We start from the raw sequence: 16,727 nt of genomic DNA on the forward strand, positions 1-16,727 counted from the left end.
GGCTTACCTATGGGCGATTTTGGAGACTTTGCAAATTATGGAACAGGGGGTTCTCTACTTTATCAGCATCCGGTATCAAAGTCATTAAACATTACCGGAAATGTAGGCTATATCAGATTCAATGGCAAAGAAACTATTGGTACATTGAAATACAGGCAAAGTTTTATTCCGATTAAAGTTGGAGCAAGATATTTTATCACCGAAAATATTTACGGAACAGCTGAAGTGGGTCGTCTATCGCGACAGCTAATGGCAGTGGAGTTTCTTTTATTTATACACCTGGTTTGGGCGTTGAAATTCCTGTTTCACGTACAGGTTCTTTAGACATTGGAGCCAGATATGAAGGGTGGACAAAAAATACGGGAACTTTATCATTTATTGGTTTAAGAGCCGGATACAATTTTTAAAAGCAAATGAATGTACGCAGTTTTTAAAAGGGAATTATTCAGTTTGTTAAATTCATTAATGGCTTATATTACCATTGGTGTGTTTTTACTAACCTCAGGTTTGCTGCTTTGGTTCTTTCCTGATACCTCGATATTGGAGTATGGATATGCTGAACTCACCGGGTTCTTTAGTTTGGTGCCATTCCTATTCATGTTTCTGATCCCTGCAATAACCATGCGTTCGTTTGCTGAAGAGAGGAGAGAAGGTACTTATATTTTACTGGCATCAAGGCCATTAACAGATTGGCAAATTATTCTGGCGAAGTATTTTGCATGTTTGGTACTGGTGTTGTTTTCATTGGTGCCTACTATAATTTATTATTATTCTATTTACAAGCTGGGTTTGCCAGCCGGGAATATTGATACTGGCGCGGTAATTGGTTCTTATCTGGGTTTATTGCTACTGGGAAGTGCTTTTGTTGGCATTGGCATATTTGCGTCATCTATTACTAAAAATCAGGTTATTGCCTTTGCAGTTGCAGTATTTATCTGCTTTGTAGCGTACAGCGGTTTTGATGCATTGAGCAAAATTTTTTCGATGCGTTACCTGGAAAGTATTTTTTTAGGATTAAGTGTAAATGAGCACTATCAATCTATAAGCAGAGGAGTTTTGGATACTCGTGATCTTGTTTATTTTATAAGTTTTGTATTCTTCTTTTTAGGAATTACCAAGCTGGTAATAGGAGGGAGAAAATGGTAAAGTTGAAGAACAGCAAGAGTGCCGGATTAGTTGGTCTTTTGGCAGGGCTAATATTATTGAATGTTGTATCACAGTATGTTTATACCCGGATAGACTTTACAAAAGAGAAGCGTTTTACGTTAACACCAAAATCTAAAACGATTTTAAAAGAAGCTAAGAAACCAATAACAATTACTATTTTTCTGGAGGGCGATTTACCAGCGGCTTTTAAGCGTTTGAGAAATGCTGCAAAAGATCTGTTAACTGACTACAAAGCCTATGCAGGTACTGATATTAACGTTGAATTTGTTGATCCGATATCCGGGCTGTCTGCAGCCGAGCAGGACACAGTTATTAATCACCTATATCAGGTAGGAATAGAGCCTACCACCTTAAATATTAAGAACGATAACGGGTTTGCTCAAAAAACCATATTTCCAATGGCAATGGTTGAAGGGAATGGAAATCAGCTGGCTTTAAAATTATTGCAAAACCTGGATGCCTCAGGCAACTATGAAGAAAATATCAATAATTCTATACAAAACCTGGAATATGTATTTACATCAGCCATTCAAAAGGTATTGAGCGGACAGCATCCAAGAATTGGTTTTACGGAAGGAAATGGTGAGCTCTCTGATTTGCTGTTGAATGATGCGATAAAAAGCTTGTCGGATAGTTATGACGTGGGTAGGGTAAACCTTAACCAAATTGATAAGGCGGGTTTAGATAAATTAAAGTTATTGATAATTGCAAAACCCGAAAAGGAATTTACAGAAGCCGAAAAATACAAGATCAATTATTTTGTAATGAACGGTGGCAGGGTAGTTTGGAGTATAGATCAGGTGAGCGCCAGCTTAGATAGTTTAAGGGGGGCAGGAGAACAACTGGCTTTTAACAAAAAGCTGAATCTTGATGATATGCTGTTTATATATGGCGCAAGAATTAACTATGATCTTATAGCTGATGCCAACTGTGCAGAAATTCCTTTAAGCATGGGTGGACAGCAGGGACAGATTCAAATGGCACCATGGGTGTTTTATCCAATACTGATGCCTGATACAGCTAATAGCCTCGTAAAAAATATGGATGGAATAAGGAGTGAATTTGTTAGCACTGTTGATACTATTGGAGTAAAAGGAGTTAATAAAAAGGTGATTTTACAAAGCTCAGCTTATAATAAGGTGCATCATACACCAAAGATGCTTTCGCTGCAAATGGTTGCGGAACAGCCAGATCCGCGCGAGTATGCCAGCGTGCAGCGAACTGTTGGCGTACTCTTGGAGGGCAAATTTCAATCTGTGTTTCTAAACAGGTCGGCTCCTGCCGGAATTACTGAACAATACAGTGTGCCTGCAGAGAGTAAAGCCACAAAAATGATAGTGATTGGAGATGGAGATGTCTTCAAAAATCAAATAAGTGCCAGAGACGGATCTGTTTTTCCATTGGGTTTTGACAGATATACAGAAAGAAACTATGGAAATAAGGCATTGTTATTAAATATTGCCGACTTTTTATCTAATGATGATAATTTGATCTCTTTACGCAATAAAGAAGTTAAGATCAGGTTGTTGGACAAGGTGCGTTTGCGTACCGAAAAGCTACAATGGCAGCTTATTAATGTCGTTTTTCCTTTACTATTGTTAATATCGTTCGCAATTTTTCAACATTATTACCGCAAACATAAGTATGCAAGGTAATTTTTATATTTTTGAGAACTGACAAGATCATACTATGAGATTTATTGTATCCACATCAACGTTATTAAAACATTTGCAAACAGTAAATGGTGCATCAAGCAGCAGTACTGTTTTGCCTATACTGGAAAATTTCTTATTTGAAATTAAAGACGGAAATTTAACGATATCTGCAACGGACTTACAAACCAGCATGACCACTTCTTTGGCTGTTGAATCTAAAGAAGGCGGTAAAGTAGCTGTGCCGGCAAGAATACTGTTAGATACCTTAAAGACTTTACCAGATCAACCTATTTCTTTTAATATTGACGATGCATCATTCTCTATTGAGATTAGTGCAGGAGACGGTAAATATAAACTGAGCGGTGAAAATGGAGATGATTTTCCAAAAATACCGGTTGTAGAAAATGCTTCATCTGTAAACTTACCAGCGTCTGTACTGACCGAGGCCATTACCAAAACTATTTTTGCGGTAAGTAATGATGAGTTAAGACCGGCCATGACTGGTGTTTTTTGTCAATTATCTGAAGAACACATCACTTTTGTAGCAACTGATGCACATAAATTAGTAAGATACAGACGTATGGATAGTAAAGCAGATAAAACATCTTCTTTCATCCTTCCTAAAAAAGCTTTAACTTTATTGAAAGCGGCATTACCATCAACTGATGTGAATGTTTCTGTTGATTATAATGCAACAAGCGCTTTCTTTAAATTTGAGAATATAAACCTGGTTTGTCGTTTGATTGATGAGCGTTATCCGGATTATGAAGCGGTAATACCTGCTAATAACCCGAATAAGTTAGTGATTGACAGGGCTTTGTTTTTGAATACACTACGCAGGGTAGTTATTTTTGCTAATAAAACCACTCACCAGGTAAGACTAAAAATCAATGGAAGTGAATTAAACATTTCTTCTGAGGATTTAGATTTTGCGAATGAAGCGCATGAGCGTTTAAGTTGCCAGTACGAAGGTGAAGATCTGGAAATAGGATTTAATGCACGTTTCTTAATTGAGATGTTAAGCAATTTGAGTGGAGAGGAAGTTACCTTGGAGCTTTCTACGCCAAATCGCGCTGGATTGTTAATTCCTCAGACTAATGATGAAAATGAAGATGTTTTAATGTTGGTTATGCCAGTAATGTTGAATAATTATAATTAATACTCATTTAAATATTTTGGATGGCTTGGTTTTTGACCAGGTCATCGTTGTTTAGTGTAATTTTAATAATACTACTATGAAAAAATCATTCTTTTTATGCTTAACTCTGGGTGTTATACTCCTGAGCTCTTGTTTTAAAGAACCCAAACCAGAGCCTGTTGGAGACGCATATGTTAATGCTGTTAACGCAGTGAGAGGGTCGAGTCCGCAGGAATTTTATTTAAATGGAAGCAAGAAAAATTCTATTCCTATTCCGTATGGTGCATCCAGTGGCTATATTACTGTTACTTCAGGAAATAGTCAGTTTGCCTTTGGTAATATAAGTTCAGATACAGCTAATGCTGCTACACCGGTTGTAGGTGTTCCAATAGGAATTAACGCAACCGTTTTCTATTATACCGAATCAAAGAGTCAGACCACCCAGAAGGAATTGCACATGGCAACAATCATCAATGATGATATGAAACCTTCGGCAGTTGCGGGTAAAGCTAAAGTGAGGTTCATTAATTTGAATTACTTATTAGCTAATACGATTTCGGTTTTATCTGGAACTACCAAGATCTCAGAAAAAATACCTTTTAAAAGTGCATCGTCTTATATCGATCTTGACCCGGGTACTAAATTTAAGTTTGTTGCGGATATAGTAGATTCACCAGTTTCGGCTGAACTTGATGCGAATTTGCAAGCCAATAAAAATTATACCATTTGGGTTGATGGGGTTACAGCAACGGAATTAACAGGACACGTTATAGCACACTAATTAATTAAATGACATTTCTAAGTTTAAAAATATCATGGTAATAAGCATGATATTTTTATTTTTGGGCTTAATTTATAAAACTTGGAATTTTTCACTTTTTTAATAGACTTTCTTCTTCATATTGATAAGCATTTGGAGGAGATCATCAGAGATTATCAGAATTGGACATATGCCATTCTTTTTTTAATCATTTTTGCCGAGACAGGTTTTGTAGTTACTCCCTTTTTACCTGGCGATTCTTTGTTGTTCGCCATGGGAACTTTAATTGCCGGAGAAAATACAGGTTTAAGTATTTGGGTGATGCTGATCCTCTTAATTGTGGCGGCTATATTAGGTAATTCATTAAATTATAAATTAGGTAGTTATTTTGGTGTTCGGGTGTTTAAAGAGAACAACAGAATACTAAAACTCGAATATTATAATCAATCGCACATGTTTTTTGAAAAGCATGGTGGTAAAGCCATTATTTTTAGTCGCTTCTTACCTATCTTCAGAACAATAGCTCCATTCGTTGCGGGTGTTGCGAAGATGCCGTTTGGAAGATTTACTCTTTTTAATGTTATTGGAGGGGTTGCCTGGATAACAAGTTTACTTATGGCGGGATACTTATTGGGGCAGATTCCTGTGGTTAAAAAGAACTTTGACATAGTAATTGTAGTGATTGCTGTTGTTACTTTTTTCCCCGCAATATTTGCAGCTTTAAGATCTAAGTTTAAAAAGAAAGAGGTAAAAGAGTAGATTAGCAGCAGGGGTAACCCGCATCAACCCATGCTGGGTACCAGGATGATCCTATGGTTAATATCGCTGATTTCGTCTGCCTGTCTACCACACTGTTCATCGAAGTATGAGATGCTTTGGTATTATTCTATGGAGTATTGCTTATGCACTTGATTGTTTCTTTCAGAAAAGCTACACTTTCTATGCCCGGGAAATATTTGTTCAAATTAGCTTCTCAGCAGCGACCTAGGTGGTTCATATAATCAACGTCAAGGTAGTACCAAGGTGCGCTACAGTATCTGTATATCGACGTTTGTCTGTGGTCATCCACATGGTCAGCACAACGTTTTATGTCGCTTTGAAGAATCTATTAATGCCGGAAGGAAGCGTGAAAACTGCCAGGTAGTTAATTCTCATGTGAGCAAAGAAGCCCCTGGCGCTAAACAGAATAATTGTTGTAACAAGCATTACGGAAATAAAAGGATATTTCATTTCCGTAAAACTATATGAAGAAACCTTTAATGTGGTTATTTATCGATGCTTTTCCCCTTCATTGCCGAAGAAACAGCTACATCCATAACCCTTTCGGCAAATGGGCGTGTAAATTCATTTAGTTCGTCGGCTTTCTTAAGGATTTCATCTTTCTCTGCTTTAGCAAGTGCTTCCTTGAGTGCCAGGATATGGATGTTGGTGTTTTCGATTTCATCTGCGGTAAGGAAAGTTCCATGTTTTTCGATAAAGCGTTCGGCCGTGTAAACTAATTGTTCGCCTTCACTTCTGGCTTCAATCAGCATCCTTTGTTCTACATCACTTTTTGCATGAGTAATGCTATCGATCAGCATTTTTTCGACAGTTTCATCGGTTAAACCGTAACTAGGAGTAATGTCTATTTCCTGTTTTACACCAGAGCGTAGTTCAACAGCCTGGACAGTTAAAATCCCATCGGCGTTTAAAAGGAAGTTGATATCTACTTTTGGTAGCCCAGCCGGCATAGATGGGATTCCCTTAAGATCAAATTCTGCTAATTTTCTGTTTTCCTGAACCAGATCGCGTTCGCCCTGGAATACAGATATTTTCATGTTTACTTGTCCATCCACTGAGGTAGTGTATTGCCTGCCAGCCTTGGTGGGAACTTTTGCATTTCTTGGAATAATGACATCCATTAAGCCACCCATAGTTTCAATTCCTAGTGATAAAGGGGTCACGTCTAATAAAAGGATATCTGACCTGTTTCCAGCAAGGATATCTGCTTGTATGGCTGCTCCTAAAGCAACTACCTCATCAGGGTTAATCTGATCGTGAGGAGTGCGGCCAAAGAAATCTGCAACTTGTTTTTTAACATAAGGGGTACGTGTAGACCCGCCAACTAAAACCACCTCATCAATATTTTTAATGTCTAATTTAGCATCAGTTAAGGCCTGTTTACAAGAGTTTATGGTTTCCTGAACTTTGGGAGCAATTAGTTGTTCAAAAGTTTGTTTATCTATTGAGCACCAGATTTCGCCAAGCCTCTCATTAAATAAATTTTGAGTGGTTAAAGCTTTTTTTGCTTCTTCGGCTTTTAACCTTAAAGCTTGCATTAAACCTGAATCTGCAGCAAGGTCTTGTTTGTTTAGTTTGTTTTTGTCTATCCAATAATGAACGATGGCGCGATCAAAATCATCTCCGCCTAAAAAAGTATTGCCATTAGTTGATAATACTTCAAATATCCCGTTTTGAATTGAAAGTACAGATACATCAAAAGTGCCTCCACCAAGATCATAAACGGCTATTGTCTTTTGTTGAGTAGGATCCAGGCCCAGTCCATAGGCCAAACTAGCAGCTGTAGGCTCGTTTACAATCCTTAAAACATCAAGCCCGGCTAGTTTTCCTGCATCACGGGTTGCTTGTCGCTGACTGTCGTTGAAATAAGCGGGAACAGTTATTACTGCTCTGTTCACAGGGGTTTTAAGTGCGTGCTCTGCTCTGGCTTTAAGCTCTTTTAGTATTTCAGCTGATAATTCAATTGGTGTATAGAACTTATCGCCGGCTTTAATTTTGACCAGGGAATCGTTCTCATCATCAATTATTTTATAAGAGAAGGTATCCTGATGACTGGCTACATCTTTGTATGACCTTCCCAGTAGGCGCTTAACAGAAAATATGGTGTTTGAAGGATCGGTAATTAAAAATTCTTTGGCTTCATTTCCAACCAAAGCATCACCTTGCCCATTGAAATGTACAATAGAAGGAACCAATAAGCCTTTACCAGTGTCGTTTATCACTTTGGGGTTTTTGTCCGGATCGATAAAGGCAACCAAACTATTTGTTGTCCCTAAATCAATCCCAACGATGATTTCTTCTTGCTGGAATGAGCCTGTTGCCAGGTTGATGGATATTTTTGCCATAGTTCGGCAAATTTAGGAATGTTTAGCTGTTTTTTTGTTTTAAGGTTGTAATGTTTTTCAGATCCTGGGAATTAATTTGTTCTATTACGAGGTTTAAAATAAAGTAACGGGATTAAGCTTCAAAAACTCTTCTGTGCTCAGTCCGCTTTTTCCGATGAGTAATATCTTCTCAGGTTTGAATTGTTTTTGGAATTCATTTAAACCGGATATACTTAAATCTTGGCCACTTTTTACTTCGAGCCCTATGACTTTTCCCCGACGCTCCAATACAAAATCTACCTCATTGTTGCGCTCGCGCCAATAATATACCTTAAAGCCTTCGGTAAGCGCTGAATTAACCAAATGAGCTCCTATGGCAGATTCTGCCATTCTACCCCATTCTTTTGGTTCTTGCCTAACTTCATCGAAAAGCTCATTGCGCATGATTAACTAATGTGGTTTTTCCTACCTGACGTGGGCCAATTACTACTTGGAAGTGTTTTCTTGTCTCTAAGATTCTAGATGTAAGTTCTTTAATATGAGGTCTTTGGAACATGATTTACGAATTACTCAATACATTGAGTAATTCGTAATTTCTAAAGAAATATTTTAATTGAACGGCTGATTTTTAAAGGTCAAGCTCCTTTTTATGAATATTATAAAGCCAAAGTACAATATCCTGATAACTGTCTGTTCCCTTATCCTGATTGTTTAGTTTTAGAAATCTGTCGAAAGCAACATCCATGTATCCAAACATCTCACTGTTATACTTGCGCCAAAAATCACGGTCGTTTTTAAAGTCTTGTATTGTACCAGGATTAATGGTAGTATACAAAGCATCATAATCTTTCTGAGACTTGATCCTGATCTCGAACAGTATGCTTTTTAACATGGCATAGGATGCGGAATACTGAAAATTAGGATCAGCACTATTTGCGGCTACAAGATAACCAATAAGGTTTGCCTCATCTTCGCGACCAATGCCTAGCTGATGGGCTATTTCGTGACAGGTAACAAAGGGTAGGGCTATGGCCGGTAATCTCATATTTACATTTGCTTCTCCCGAGATTGGATTGTAATATCCTTCGATGCCAATTTTAGTAACTATCCAACTATTTAATACCGGTTTTACCGCAGGGCTGCGGTATTTGAAAATGGAATTTCTTTGTTCCATCAAGTCATAACCAGCTTTAGCTCTAATCGCTAATTCCTTAATGTTGTATCTTGTTTTCTTTACTTTTTGGAGATGGTTTAGTTTACTGATGAAAAATTTACCCAGTAAAACCAGCTCAGGTGTGTTGTATTTTTCATTGTTGATGCCCAGCTGTTTTGAAACTGAAGGACGTGAATAGTTTAAACCCCAAAGAATTTTAAAAATTAAATAAAGAATAAGAATAAAGTTAATTACCTGTAAGGGCACCTTTACCCGATCAGCTTTTTTTAATGATTTATGGGTTATCTTTTTATAGAATAGAAATAAGCTTCTGATTACAAAAAGTATGAGCAGCAGATAAAGAAAGTCTCCAAGGGCAAAAGGAACTAATGAGCTTATAAAACGCTGGATAACAGAACTGACCTGATAAAGTCCCTCTGAATAAATGTTTTCAATGAACCGGCTGAAAAAGCCGGCTAAAAATACAATTACTGAAAGTGATAAGAGGATAACAAATTTCCGTATTTCAGGTTTATAAGCTGCATTCATTACCTGTTAAAGGTTAATCTTTTCCCGTTTTCTCTTGTTGTAAATCGTCCTTTCTGATAGGCAAGATTGCCCGATACAAAGGTGTGTGTTACTTCGGCCTGGAATGTTTGACCCTCAAAAGGAGACCATCCACATTTATAAAGCACATTTTGCCGGGTCACTTTAAACGGATCATTCAGGTTTACCAATACCAGATCTGCCCAATACCCTTCTCTAATAAATCCTCTTCTGTCGATATTGAAACAAATAGCCACATTATGTGCAGTTTTTTCGGCAATCTTTTCTAAAGTGATCTTCTTTTGATGATACATTTCAAATAAAGCAGGCAATGCATGCTGTACCAATGGCCCACCAGAAGGGGCCTTCAGGTAAGGCTGTTCCTTTTCTGCTATGGTATGCGGAGCATGATCTGTAGCTATAATATCTAAATGGTTGTCTAGTACTCCTTTTAAAATGGCATCCTTATCTTCTGCGGTTTTTACGGCGGGGTTCCATTTTATCCAGTTTCCTTTGGTAGCATAGTCCCTGTCGTCAAACCAAAGGTGATGAACGCAGGCCTCTGCTGTGATCTTTTTATCTTTTAAAGGAGTTATATTGTCGAACAATGCAACTTCCTTAGCAGTGGATATGTGTAATATGTGTAAGCGGGTTCCGTGTTTTTTAGCAAGCTCTATAGCCATTGATGAAGAAATATAACAAGCTTCTGCACTTCTGATAAGTGGGTGCATATCAATGGTTATGTTCTCGCCATATTTTTCTTTATATATGGCCATGTTGGCTCTTATGGTTTGCTCATCTTCGCAATGAGTTGCTACCAGCATGGGTGCTTCTTTGAAGATGTTTTCTAAAACTTTTTCATTATCAACCAACATATTTMCTGTTGATGAACCCATGAAAACTTTAATTCCACAAACGTTTTTAGGGTCTGTTTTTAGTACTTCTTCAATATTGGTATTTGATGCACCCATAAAGAAAGAGTAGTTGGCAAGAGACATTTCAGCCGCAATCTGATACTTATCTGCAAGTAATTCCTGCGTTAGTGTATTAGGTATTGTATTGGGCATTTCCATAAAAGAGGTAATGCCACCTGCAACTGCTGCCATACTTTCAGAAAAGATATCAGCCTTGTCTGTAAGTCCAGGCTCTCTGAAATGTACCTGGTCATCAATCATTCCAGGGAAAAGATGTAATCCTTCCGCATTGATTTCCTGATCTGCAGGCTCATCAATGTTTGGTGCAATTTTTTCAATAAACCCAGCCTTGATGAGTACGTCGGCGACTACTATTTGGCCTTCATTTACAATTGAAGCAGCTTTTATAAGTATGGTATTCATGGTGTCAAACTTAAATAAAATATTCTTTTCAGCTTACGTCTGTATTATCGGGTCAGGATATATTCGGTATTGCCGAAACCGGAACAGGTAAAACTGCAGCTTATGTTTTRCCCATTCTAATGCAGTTGAAATATGCGCAGGGAGACTCAGCACGTGCATTAATATTAGCCCCAACAAGAGAGTTGGCCATGCAAATTACCGAGCATATCCAGATTTTCTCTAAATACACGGATCTGCGTACTGTTGTGGTTTATGGTGGACTTGGACCTAAAACTCAGATTGAACAGATTAAAGCCGGTGTTGATATTATTGTAGCTACACCTGGAAGATTTTTAGATATTTATTTAGCCGGCCATATCAATACCCAATACATAAAGTTTTTGGTGTTAGATGAGGCAGATAAAATGATGGACATGGGCTTTATTGGCTCTATTCATAGGATTTTAGAGATTGTACCTCGTAAAAGGCAGAACCTTTTGTTCTCGGCTACTATGAGTAATCTTGTTCAAAAGATTGCGGGCGACTTTTTAAAACATCCAACTTTAATTGAAGTAGCTGAGCAAGCTACGCCAGCTGCAACGGTTACTCAAACTTTGTACGAAGTGCCTAACTTTAAAACCAAGATCAACCTGCTGCAACACTTAATGAAAAATGATGAGGAGTTTAAACGACTGATCATTTTCTGTAAAACCAAAACGGTAGCCGATAACATTTTTAGTTTCATTGAGCGTAGGTTTGGAGCAGAGGCTGTTAGGGTAATTCATGCGAACAAAGGCCAGAATACCAGGATTAATTCTATAAATAATTTTAAAGAAGGTAATATCCGGGTATTGGTAGCAACTGATGTTGCATCACGAGGTATTGATGTTTCGGAAGTAAGTCATGTGATTAATTTTGATGTTCCAATTATCATTGAAGATTATGTGCATAGAATTGGCCGTACCGGAAGAGCATATTCAAAAGGAGATGCGCTTACCTTTTGTACGCCAGCCGAAAAATATTACATTGAGAAAATACAAAAATTAATAAGACAAGAAATTCCTGTTGTACCTTTGCCGACTGAGGTTTTTGTGGAAGAAACCCCTTATGRGGAGAAGCAAGCCATAAATCGTGCAATAGACGATCAAAAGCGTAAAGAAGATCCTGATTTTAAAGGTGCATTCCATGAGAAAAAATATGCTGCCGCCATTGCAGCTGCTGCAAGAAATAAAACAAATAAGCAGCCTGCATGGAAAAAGAAGAAATTCAAAAAATAGTTAAAGACATTGAAAGTAAAACTGACCCCGCTTAATATTGTTTCAGCCATCTGTTTGGTTATTGCCATAATGCTGCTGATAAATAAGAAAGATGAGGGAAATCCCAAATATGTGGATATTACAGGAATTCTTATTGGGTTTAGCTTTTTAACCGCAGTTGTTGCTTTCATATCAGATCAAATTTTCAGAAGGTTTATTTTAAATCTAAAGAAACTATGGGTTGTAGAAGGCGTGTTAATTATTTTCATCATCATTTTAATATTTATAATAAAAGCTAGTATAAGTTAATGAAGCAAGCAGAAATTAAAATCACCGTTCAATTAGACGATAATAATGTTCCTGATAATATTCTTTGGGAATCTACAGATGCACAAACTCAGGAACAAGTTCCGGTTAAGTCTATGATGCTTGCATTGTGGGATCACAACTATAAGAACTCAATGCGTATTGATCTTTGGACTAAAGACATGCCTGTTGATGAGATGAAACGTTTTTTTTACGAAACGTTGCAAACTATGGGCGATAGTTTTTTAAAAGCTACAGGCGAAACGCTTATAGTAGAAGATTTGCGTGATTACTGTGCGCATTTTGCTGATAAAATGGGGATCAATACTCAAGGATAGATAAAATGAGACTGCAGGGAATTATTGGTTCAGTACTTATGGCCGTAGGAGGGATGTGCCCACTTATGCGTATTCCAATTATTGGCAGCTGGAATTATTTTGATATAGACCAGAGGTTAGCCATTGCTTTTTATGTATTGGTGGTAATTGGATTGATAGGGGCCTTCGCAAATAAAGCCGGACTGATAAAATTGGCCGGTTGGGGAGGAATTGTTTTAGTTCTAATTACCCTGGCTGGCATATACTTTAAGGCACATGATTCATTTGGTTTTCTTCATTTTAAGAAACTAATAAACTTTGGTGCAGGTATGGTAAAATTAAAATGGGGTTGGTATGTTATTGCCGCCGGTGCATTTATATTGATCACTGTAAGAAAACCGAAAGTTGTTTTGGTAAATGAAGGGGTTGAGGTAAAGTAAATTGTTAATTCAAATCGCCCAGCGATTTGTGTTTTCTTTTCCTTTTAAACTGAGTTTGTTTTAGATGTTCGTCACCGCTGATGATGCTGATGTTACCATCAACCTCAAGAATAGCCAATTTTACATCTTTATATTTTTCAATTCCGTGCTCCCTCATGGCTTCTTCAAGTTCCTCGTTGGTAATATCCAACTTGCTGAGTTTGTCGAAATTGAATTTACCATTGTGGATAAGGATTTCAGGATGCTGAGAGATAAAGTCTCTCAGCTTTTTGTTTTTGAACATGAGCTTTTTTAAAGCGTAGTTTAAAGCAAACAAAACGGCTGCAGCAACTAATCCTCCCAATAAGCTTGTGTTGTTACCAACCATAGCATTTTGAACAGCGTTACTGATCAGTAAAATCAATACCACATCAGTAGTGTTGAGCTGTGAAAGCTCCTTTTTGCCGGTTAAGCGAATTGCAACAAGCATAAAGGCATAAACTGCCAGGCTTCTTAAAATGATGTCAAGATATTGATTCATGATCAGGATAGGTTTATTAATACAATATTATTCATATTTAGTTTACAAAACACCTATTTGAATCGAAAATAACCGATTAAAAATTATCTTTGCCACAGTATGCAATTACTACATCAGGTAAAATATTTAATTAAGAAAGAAGTACTGCTGGAATGGCGCTCCAAATATGCACTTAATGGCGTTCTGCTGTATGTAGTATCAACTGTTTTTGTTTGTTTTTTGTCGTTTGTAAGCATAGCTCCAGTTACCTGGAATGCATTGTTTTGGATTATCATGCTTTTTGCTTCCATAAATGCAGTTTCAAAAGGTTTTTTACACGAAAGCAAAGGGCAGCAATTATACATTTATACCATTGCAAGTCCACTTGCACTCATCATTTCCAAAACAGTATACAATGTGCTTTTGATGATGCTTCTTACCCTTATAGCCTTGTTTTTTTACGTGATGGTCTTCGATTATGTGCCTCAGGATCTTGGACTCTACATCATAGCCACGGTATTGGGTAGTTTAAGCTTTTCAACTATTTTTACAATGATTTCAGCAATTGCCTCTAAAGCAGGTAACGGAGGTATGCTAATGGCTATTCTTAGCTTTCCTGTTATTATACCTGTGTTAATTGTACTGATTAAGCTTACAAAAAATGCAATTGACGGCCTGGACAGAAGTGTGAGTTTAGATGAAATTGGCCTGCTTTTGATTATAAATGCACTGGTTGCGGCGGTAACATTACTGCTATTCCCTTATTTATGGAGAGATTGAGCTTTAAAATCCCCTGCCCAGTTATTACCTTTGTTACAATTAAGCCTATATAATGAACAAGATTTGGTGGAAGATTTTAGGGTCGGTATTAGTTTTGTATACCGCCATTGCAGGATTACTATCCGGAGTACCCCATTTGGCCATATTAAATGAGACAATTCGTAACCTGTATTTCCATGTACCCATGTGGTTCGCGATGCTTACATTGTTCTCTATTTCGGTATTCTACAGTGTTAAATATTTATTATACGGAAAGGAATCGGATGATATCAGAGCAATAGAGAGTGTAAATGTGGGGATCATTTTTAGTATACTGGGTCTAATTACAGGCGCAGTCTGGGCTAAATTTACCTGGGGACAGTTCTGGAGTTTTGATGTGAAACAGAATTTTACAGCAGTTGCCATACTTTTATATTTTGCCTATCTGGTACTTAGAAATGCGATTGATGAGCAACAAAAAAGGGCTAAGATATCGGCTATTTACAATATTTTTGCCTTTCCGATGATGGTGGTGCTTATAATGGTATTGCCTCGTTTGTCAGACTCCTTACACCCCGGAAACGGTGGTAATCCGGGCTTTAACAGCTACGATTTAGATAGCCGCATGCGCGCTGTTTTATACCCGGCTTTCATTGGCTGGTCGATAATAGGGTATTGGATTTATACCATTAGATTTAGAATTCGTACAATAGAAAACAAACAAAATTCATAAGATGAAGAAGATCATATTTGCTTTAATGCTGCTATTAAGTTCAGTACAATTATTTGCTCAATCTAATGATGTGGAGATGGCTGATGCTTTACGCAGCAATGGAAAGATATATGTTGTTGTGATCTGCATTGTCATAATTCTTGTTGGTTTATTGATTTATCTATTCTCTCTAGATAAAAGATTAAAAAAAATAGAAAAGAAATCATCTGACAAAAACTAATTTTAAATCGTTTAATCGTCGTTTTTATACCTTTTTAAGGCTAGTGTGTGGCGTACACTAAGTAATTCCGCATTTGTAATAATCGTTTTTTTTAGTGCAATTTTGTACTCATAACTGAGAACTTATTCAAAATTCATAAAAAACAAATAATGGCTAATTCAGCAAATGAGACAAAATTTTTTGCCGACGTGTGTAAAAATTTTGACAGTGCAGCGCAGTTCACTTCCCATCCCGAGGGACTATTAAATCAAATTAAAGCCTGTAACAGTGTGTATCGTTTCCAGTTCCCAATTAGAAGAGGAAATGGATTTGAAGTTATTGATGCATGGCGAGTAGAACACTCTCATCACATGAGCCCAACAAAGGGTGGTATCCGTTACAGTGAGATGGTAAATGAAGATGAGGTAATGGCTTTAGCAGCCCTAATGACTTACAAGTGTGCTATTGTAAATGTTCCTTTTGGCGGGGCAAAAGGTGGTATTTGTATTAATCCTAAGAACTACTCTGTGGCCGAGCTAGAAACTATAACACGCCGCTACACAACTGAGTTGATAAAGAAAAATTTTATTGGTCCTGGTATTGATGTCCCGGCTCCTGATTATGGATCTGGTGAACGTGAAATGAGCTGGATTGCAGATACATATATGACTATGAATCCGGGGCAACTTGATGCTTTAGGTTGTGTTACCGGAAAGCCAATTGCTTTACATGGCATTCGCGGCCGTAAAGAAGCTACCGGACGTGGTGTTGCTTACGCTGTTAAGGAATGCGTTAATGTAGCCGAGGATATGCAAAAGATTGGATTTAAAGCAGGATTAGGCGATAAACGTGTTATTGTTCAGGGCTTAGGAAACGTGGGTTATCATTCAGCTAAATTCCTTTCAGAGTTCGGAGCAACAATTGTTGGTCTTTGCGAGTATGAGGGGGCAATTTACAACGAAAATGGATTAAATATTGATGAAGTTTTTGCTCATCGTAAAAATACAGGATCGATATTGGGATTCCCTGGAGCTACTGATTTCAAAAATTCAATGGAAGGATTAGAGCAACCATGCGATATTTTAGTTCCGGCCGCTTTAGAAAACCAAATTACTGTAAACAACATTCGCAATATAAAAGCAAAAATTATTGCTGAAGGTGCAAATGGGCCAACTACGCCTGAGGCTGAAGAAATATTTACCGAAATGGGAGGGATCATCATACCTGATATGTATTGTAATGCAGGTGGTGTTACTGTTTCTTATTTTGAATGGTTAAAAAACCTCTCGCACGTAGCATTTGGACGCATGGAAAACCGTTATGCAGAGAATTCTAATGCCAACTTAATCAATACCCTAGAAAATCTTACTGGTAAAAAG

General features: G+C 37.5%; 16 protein-coding genes and 2 pseudogenes. 13 read left to right on the top strand and 5 right to left on the bottom strand.

Annotation, left to right across the window (positions count from 1 at the left end; all coding sequences use genetic code 11):
- From AC1DG9_RS16270 to AC1DG9_RS16295, 6 genes and pseudogenes are all read left to right on the top strand, one after another.
- A pseudogene (locus tag AC1DG9_RS16270) lies at positions 1-324 on the top strand (hypothetical protein); the annotation flags it as partial.
- A gap of 93 nt (positions 325-417) precedes the next feature.
- Complete coding sequence (gldF, locus tag AC1DG9_RS16275; RefSeq protein WP_337715655.1) at positions 418-1,146, top strand: gliding motility-associated ABC transporter permease subunit GldF; 729 nt, start codon at positions 418-420, stop codon at positions 1,144-1,146.
- The gene (gldG, locus tag AC1DG9_RS16280) at positions 1,140-2,822 is read left to right on the top strand and encodes a gliding motility-associated ABC transporter substrate-binding protein GldG (RefSeq protein WP_337715652.1); all 1,683 of its coding nucleotides are present in this window, start codon (positions 1,140-1,142) and stop codon (positions 2,820-2,822) included. Before gldF ends, gldG begins: the two co-directional genes overlap by 7 nt.
- Positions 2,823-2,856: 34 nt before the next feature.
- Positions 2,857-3,981 (top strand): DNA polymerase III subunit beta, encoded by a 1,125-nt coding sequence (gene dnaN, locus AC1DG9_RS16285; RefSeq protein WP_048904267.1) that lies wholly within the window; start codon positions 2,857-2,859, stop codon positions 3,979-3,981.
- Positions 3,982-4,057: 76 nt separating this feature from the next.
- Positions 4,058-4,741, top strand: coding sequence for a DUF4397 domain-containing protein (locus AC1DG9_RS16290; RefSeq protein ID WP_172660731.1), 684 nt, complete (start codon positions 4,058-4,060; stop codon positions 4,739-4,741).
- A gap of 81 nt (positions 4,742-4,822) precedes the next feature.
- Positions 4,823-5,479, top strand: coding sequence for a DedA family protein (locus AC1DG9_RS16295; RefSeq protein ID WP_048904269.1), 657 nt, complete (start codon positions 4,823-4,825; stop codon positions 5,477-5,479).
- A 506-nt stretch (positions 5,480-5,985) separates the two neighbouring features.
- Here the strand turns inward: AC1DG9_RS16295 and dnaK are convergent.
- The 4 genes from dnaK to AC1DG9_RS16315 form a co-directional block, all read right to left on the bottom strand.
- Positions 5,986-7,845, bottom strand: a complete 1,860-nt coding sequence (dnaK, locus tag AC1DG9_RS16300; protein ID WP_288880582.1) for a molecular chaperone DnaK — start codon at positions 7,843-7,845, stop codon at positions 5,986-5,988.
- Positions 7,846-7,938: 93 nt separating this feature from the next.
- The gene (locus AC1DG9_RS16305; protein WP_337715650.1) at positions 7,939-8,268 is read right to left on the bottom strand and encodes a DUF4143 domain-containing protein; all 330 of its coding nucleotides are present in this window, start codon (positions 8,266-8,268) and stop codon (positions 7,939-7,941) included.
- A gap of 184 nt (positions 8,269-8,452) precedes the next feature.
- Positions 8,453-9,526 carry a DUF3810 domain-containing protein gene (locus AC1DG9_RS16310; RefSeq protein ID WP_172660728.1) on the bottom strand — a complete coding sequence of 358 codons (1,074 nt, stop codon included), beginning with the start codon at positions 9,524-9,526 and terminating at the stop codon, positions 8,453-8,455.
- A complete protein-coding gene (locus tag AC1DG9_RS16315) occupies positions 9,526-10,860 on the bottom strand; it encodes a dihydroorotase (RefSeq protein WP_477634899.1) in 1,335 nt (444 codons plus the stop codon). The genes AC1DG9_RS16310 and AC1DG9_RS16315 overlap by 1 nt, the downstream gene beginning before the upstream one ends.
- A 32-nt stretch (positions 10,861-10,892) precedes the next feature.
- On the opposite strand from AC1DG9_RS16315, the pseudogene AC1DG9_RS16320 reads away from it, so the two are divergent.
- From AC1DG9_RS16320 to AC1DG9_RS16330, 3 genes and pseudogenes are all read left to right on the top strand, one after another.
- Positions 10,893-12,116 (top strand): annotated as a pseudogene (locus AC1DG9_RS16320) (DEAD/DEAH box helicase); the annotation flags it as partial.
- A 287-nt stretch (positions 12,117-12,403) separates the two neighbouring features.
- Positions 12,404-12,739 carry a gliding motility protein GldC gene (gldC, locus tag AC1DG9_RS16325; RefSeq protein ID WP_048904276.1) on the top strand — a complete coding sequence of 112 codons (336 nt, stop codon included), beginning with the start codon at positions 12,404-12,406 and terminating at the stop codon, positions 12,737-12,739.
- Between the two features lie 5 nt (positions 12,740-12,744).
- On the top strand, positions 12,745-13,158 hold the full coding sequence (locus AC1DG9_RS16330) for a hypothetical protein (RefSeq protein ID WP_172660725.1): 414 nt from the start codon (positions 12,745-12,747) through the stop codon (positions 13,156-13,158).
- Between the two features lie 4 nt (positions 13,159-13,162).
- Here AC1DG9_RS16330 and AC1DG9_RS16335 read toward each other — a convergent pair whose 3' ends face one another.
- Positions 13,163-13,678 (bottom strand): DUF421 domain-containing protein, encoded by a 516-nt coding sequence (locus AC1DG9_RS16335; RefSeq protein ID WP_172660724.1) that lies wholly within the window; start codon positions 13,676-13,678, stop codon positions 13,163-13,165.
- Between the two features lie 99 nt (positions 13,679-13,777).
- Here AC1DG9_RS16335 and AC1DG9_RS16340 point away from each other — a divergent pair, with 99 nt between their 5' ends.
- The 4 genes from AC1DG9_RS16340 to AC1DG9_RS16355 form a co-directional block, all read left to right on the top strand.
- On the top strand, positions 13,778-14,437 hold the full coding sequence (locus tag AC1DG9_RS16340; RefSeq protein WP_172660723.1) for a heme exporter protein CcmB: 660 nt from the start codon (positions 13,778-13,780) through the stop codon (positions 14,435-14,437).
- A gap of 52 nt (positions 14,438-14,489) precedes the next feature.
- The gene (ccsA, locus tag AC1DG9_RS16345) at positions 14,490-15,149 is read left to right on the top strand and encodes a cytochrome c biogenesis protein CcsA (protein ID WP_172660722.1); all 660 of its coding nucleotides are present in this window, start codon (positions 14,490-14,492) and stop codon (positions 15,147-15,149) included.
- Position 15,150: 1 nt separating this feature from the next.
- Positions 15,151-15,369 carry a CcmD family protein gene (locus tag AC1DG9_RS16350; protein ID WP_172660721.1) on the top strand — a complete coding sequence of 73 codons (219 nt, stop codon included), beginning with the start codon at positions 15,151-15,153 and terminating at the stop codon, positions 15,367-15,369.
- Positions 15,370-15,518: 149 nt separating this feature from the next.
- The coding region (locus tag AC1DG9_RS16355; RefSeq protein WP_477634900.1) for a Glu/Leu/Phe/Val family dehydrogenase at positions 15,519-16,727 on the top strand (1,209 nt) is incomplete at its 3' end.

The organism is Pedobacter sp. 05L430, assembly GCF_056397585.1.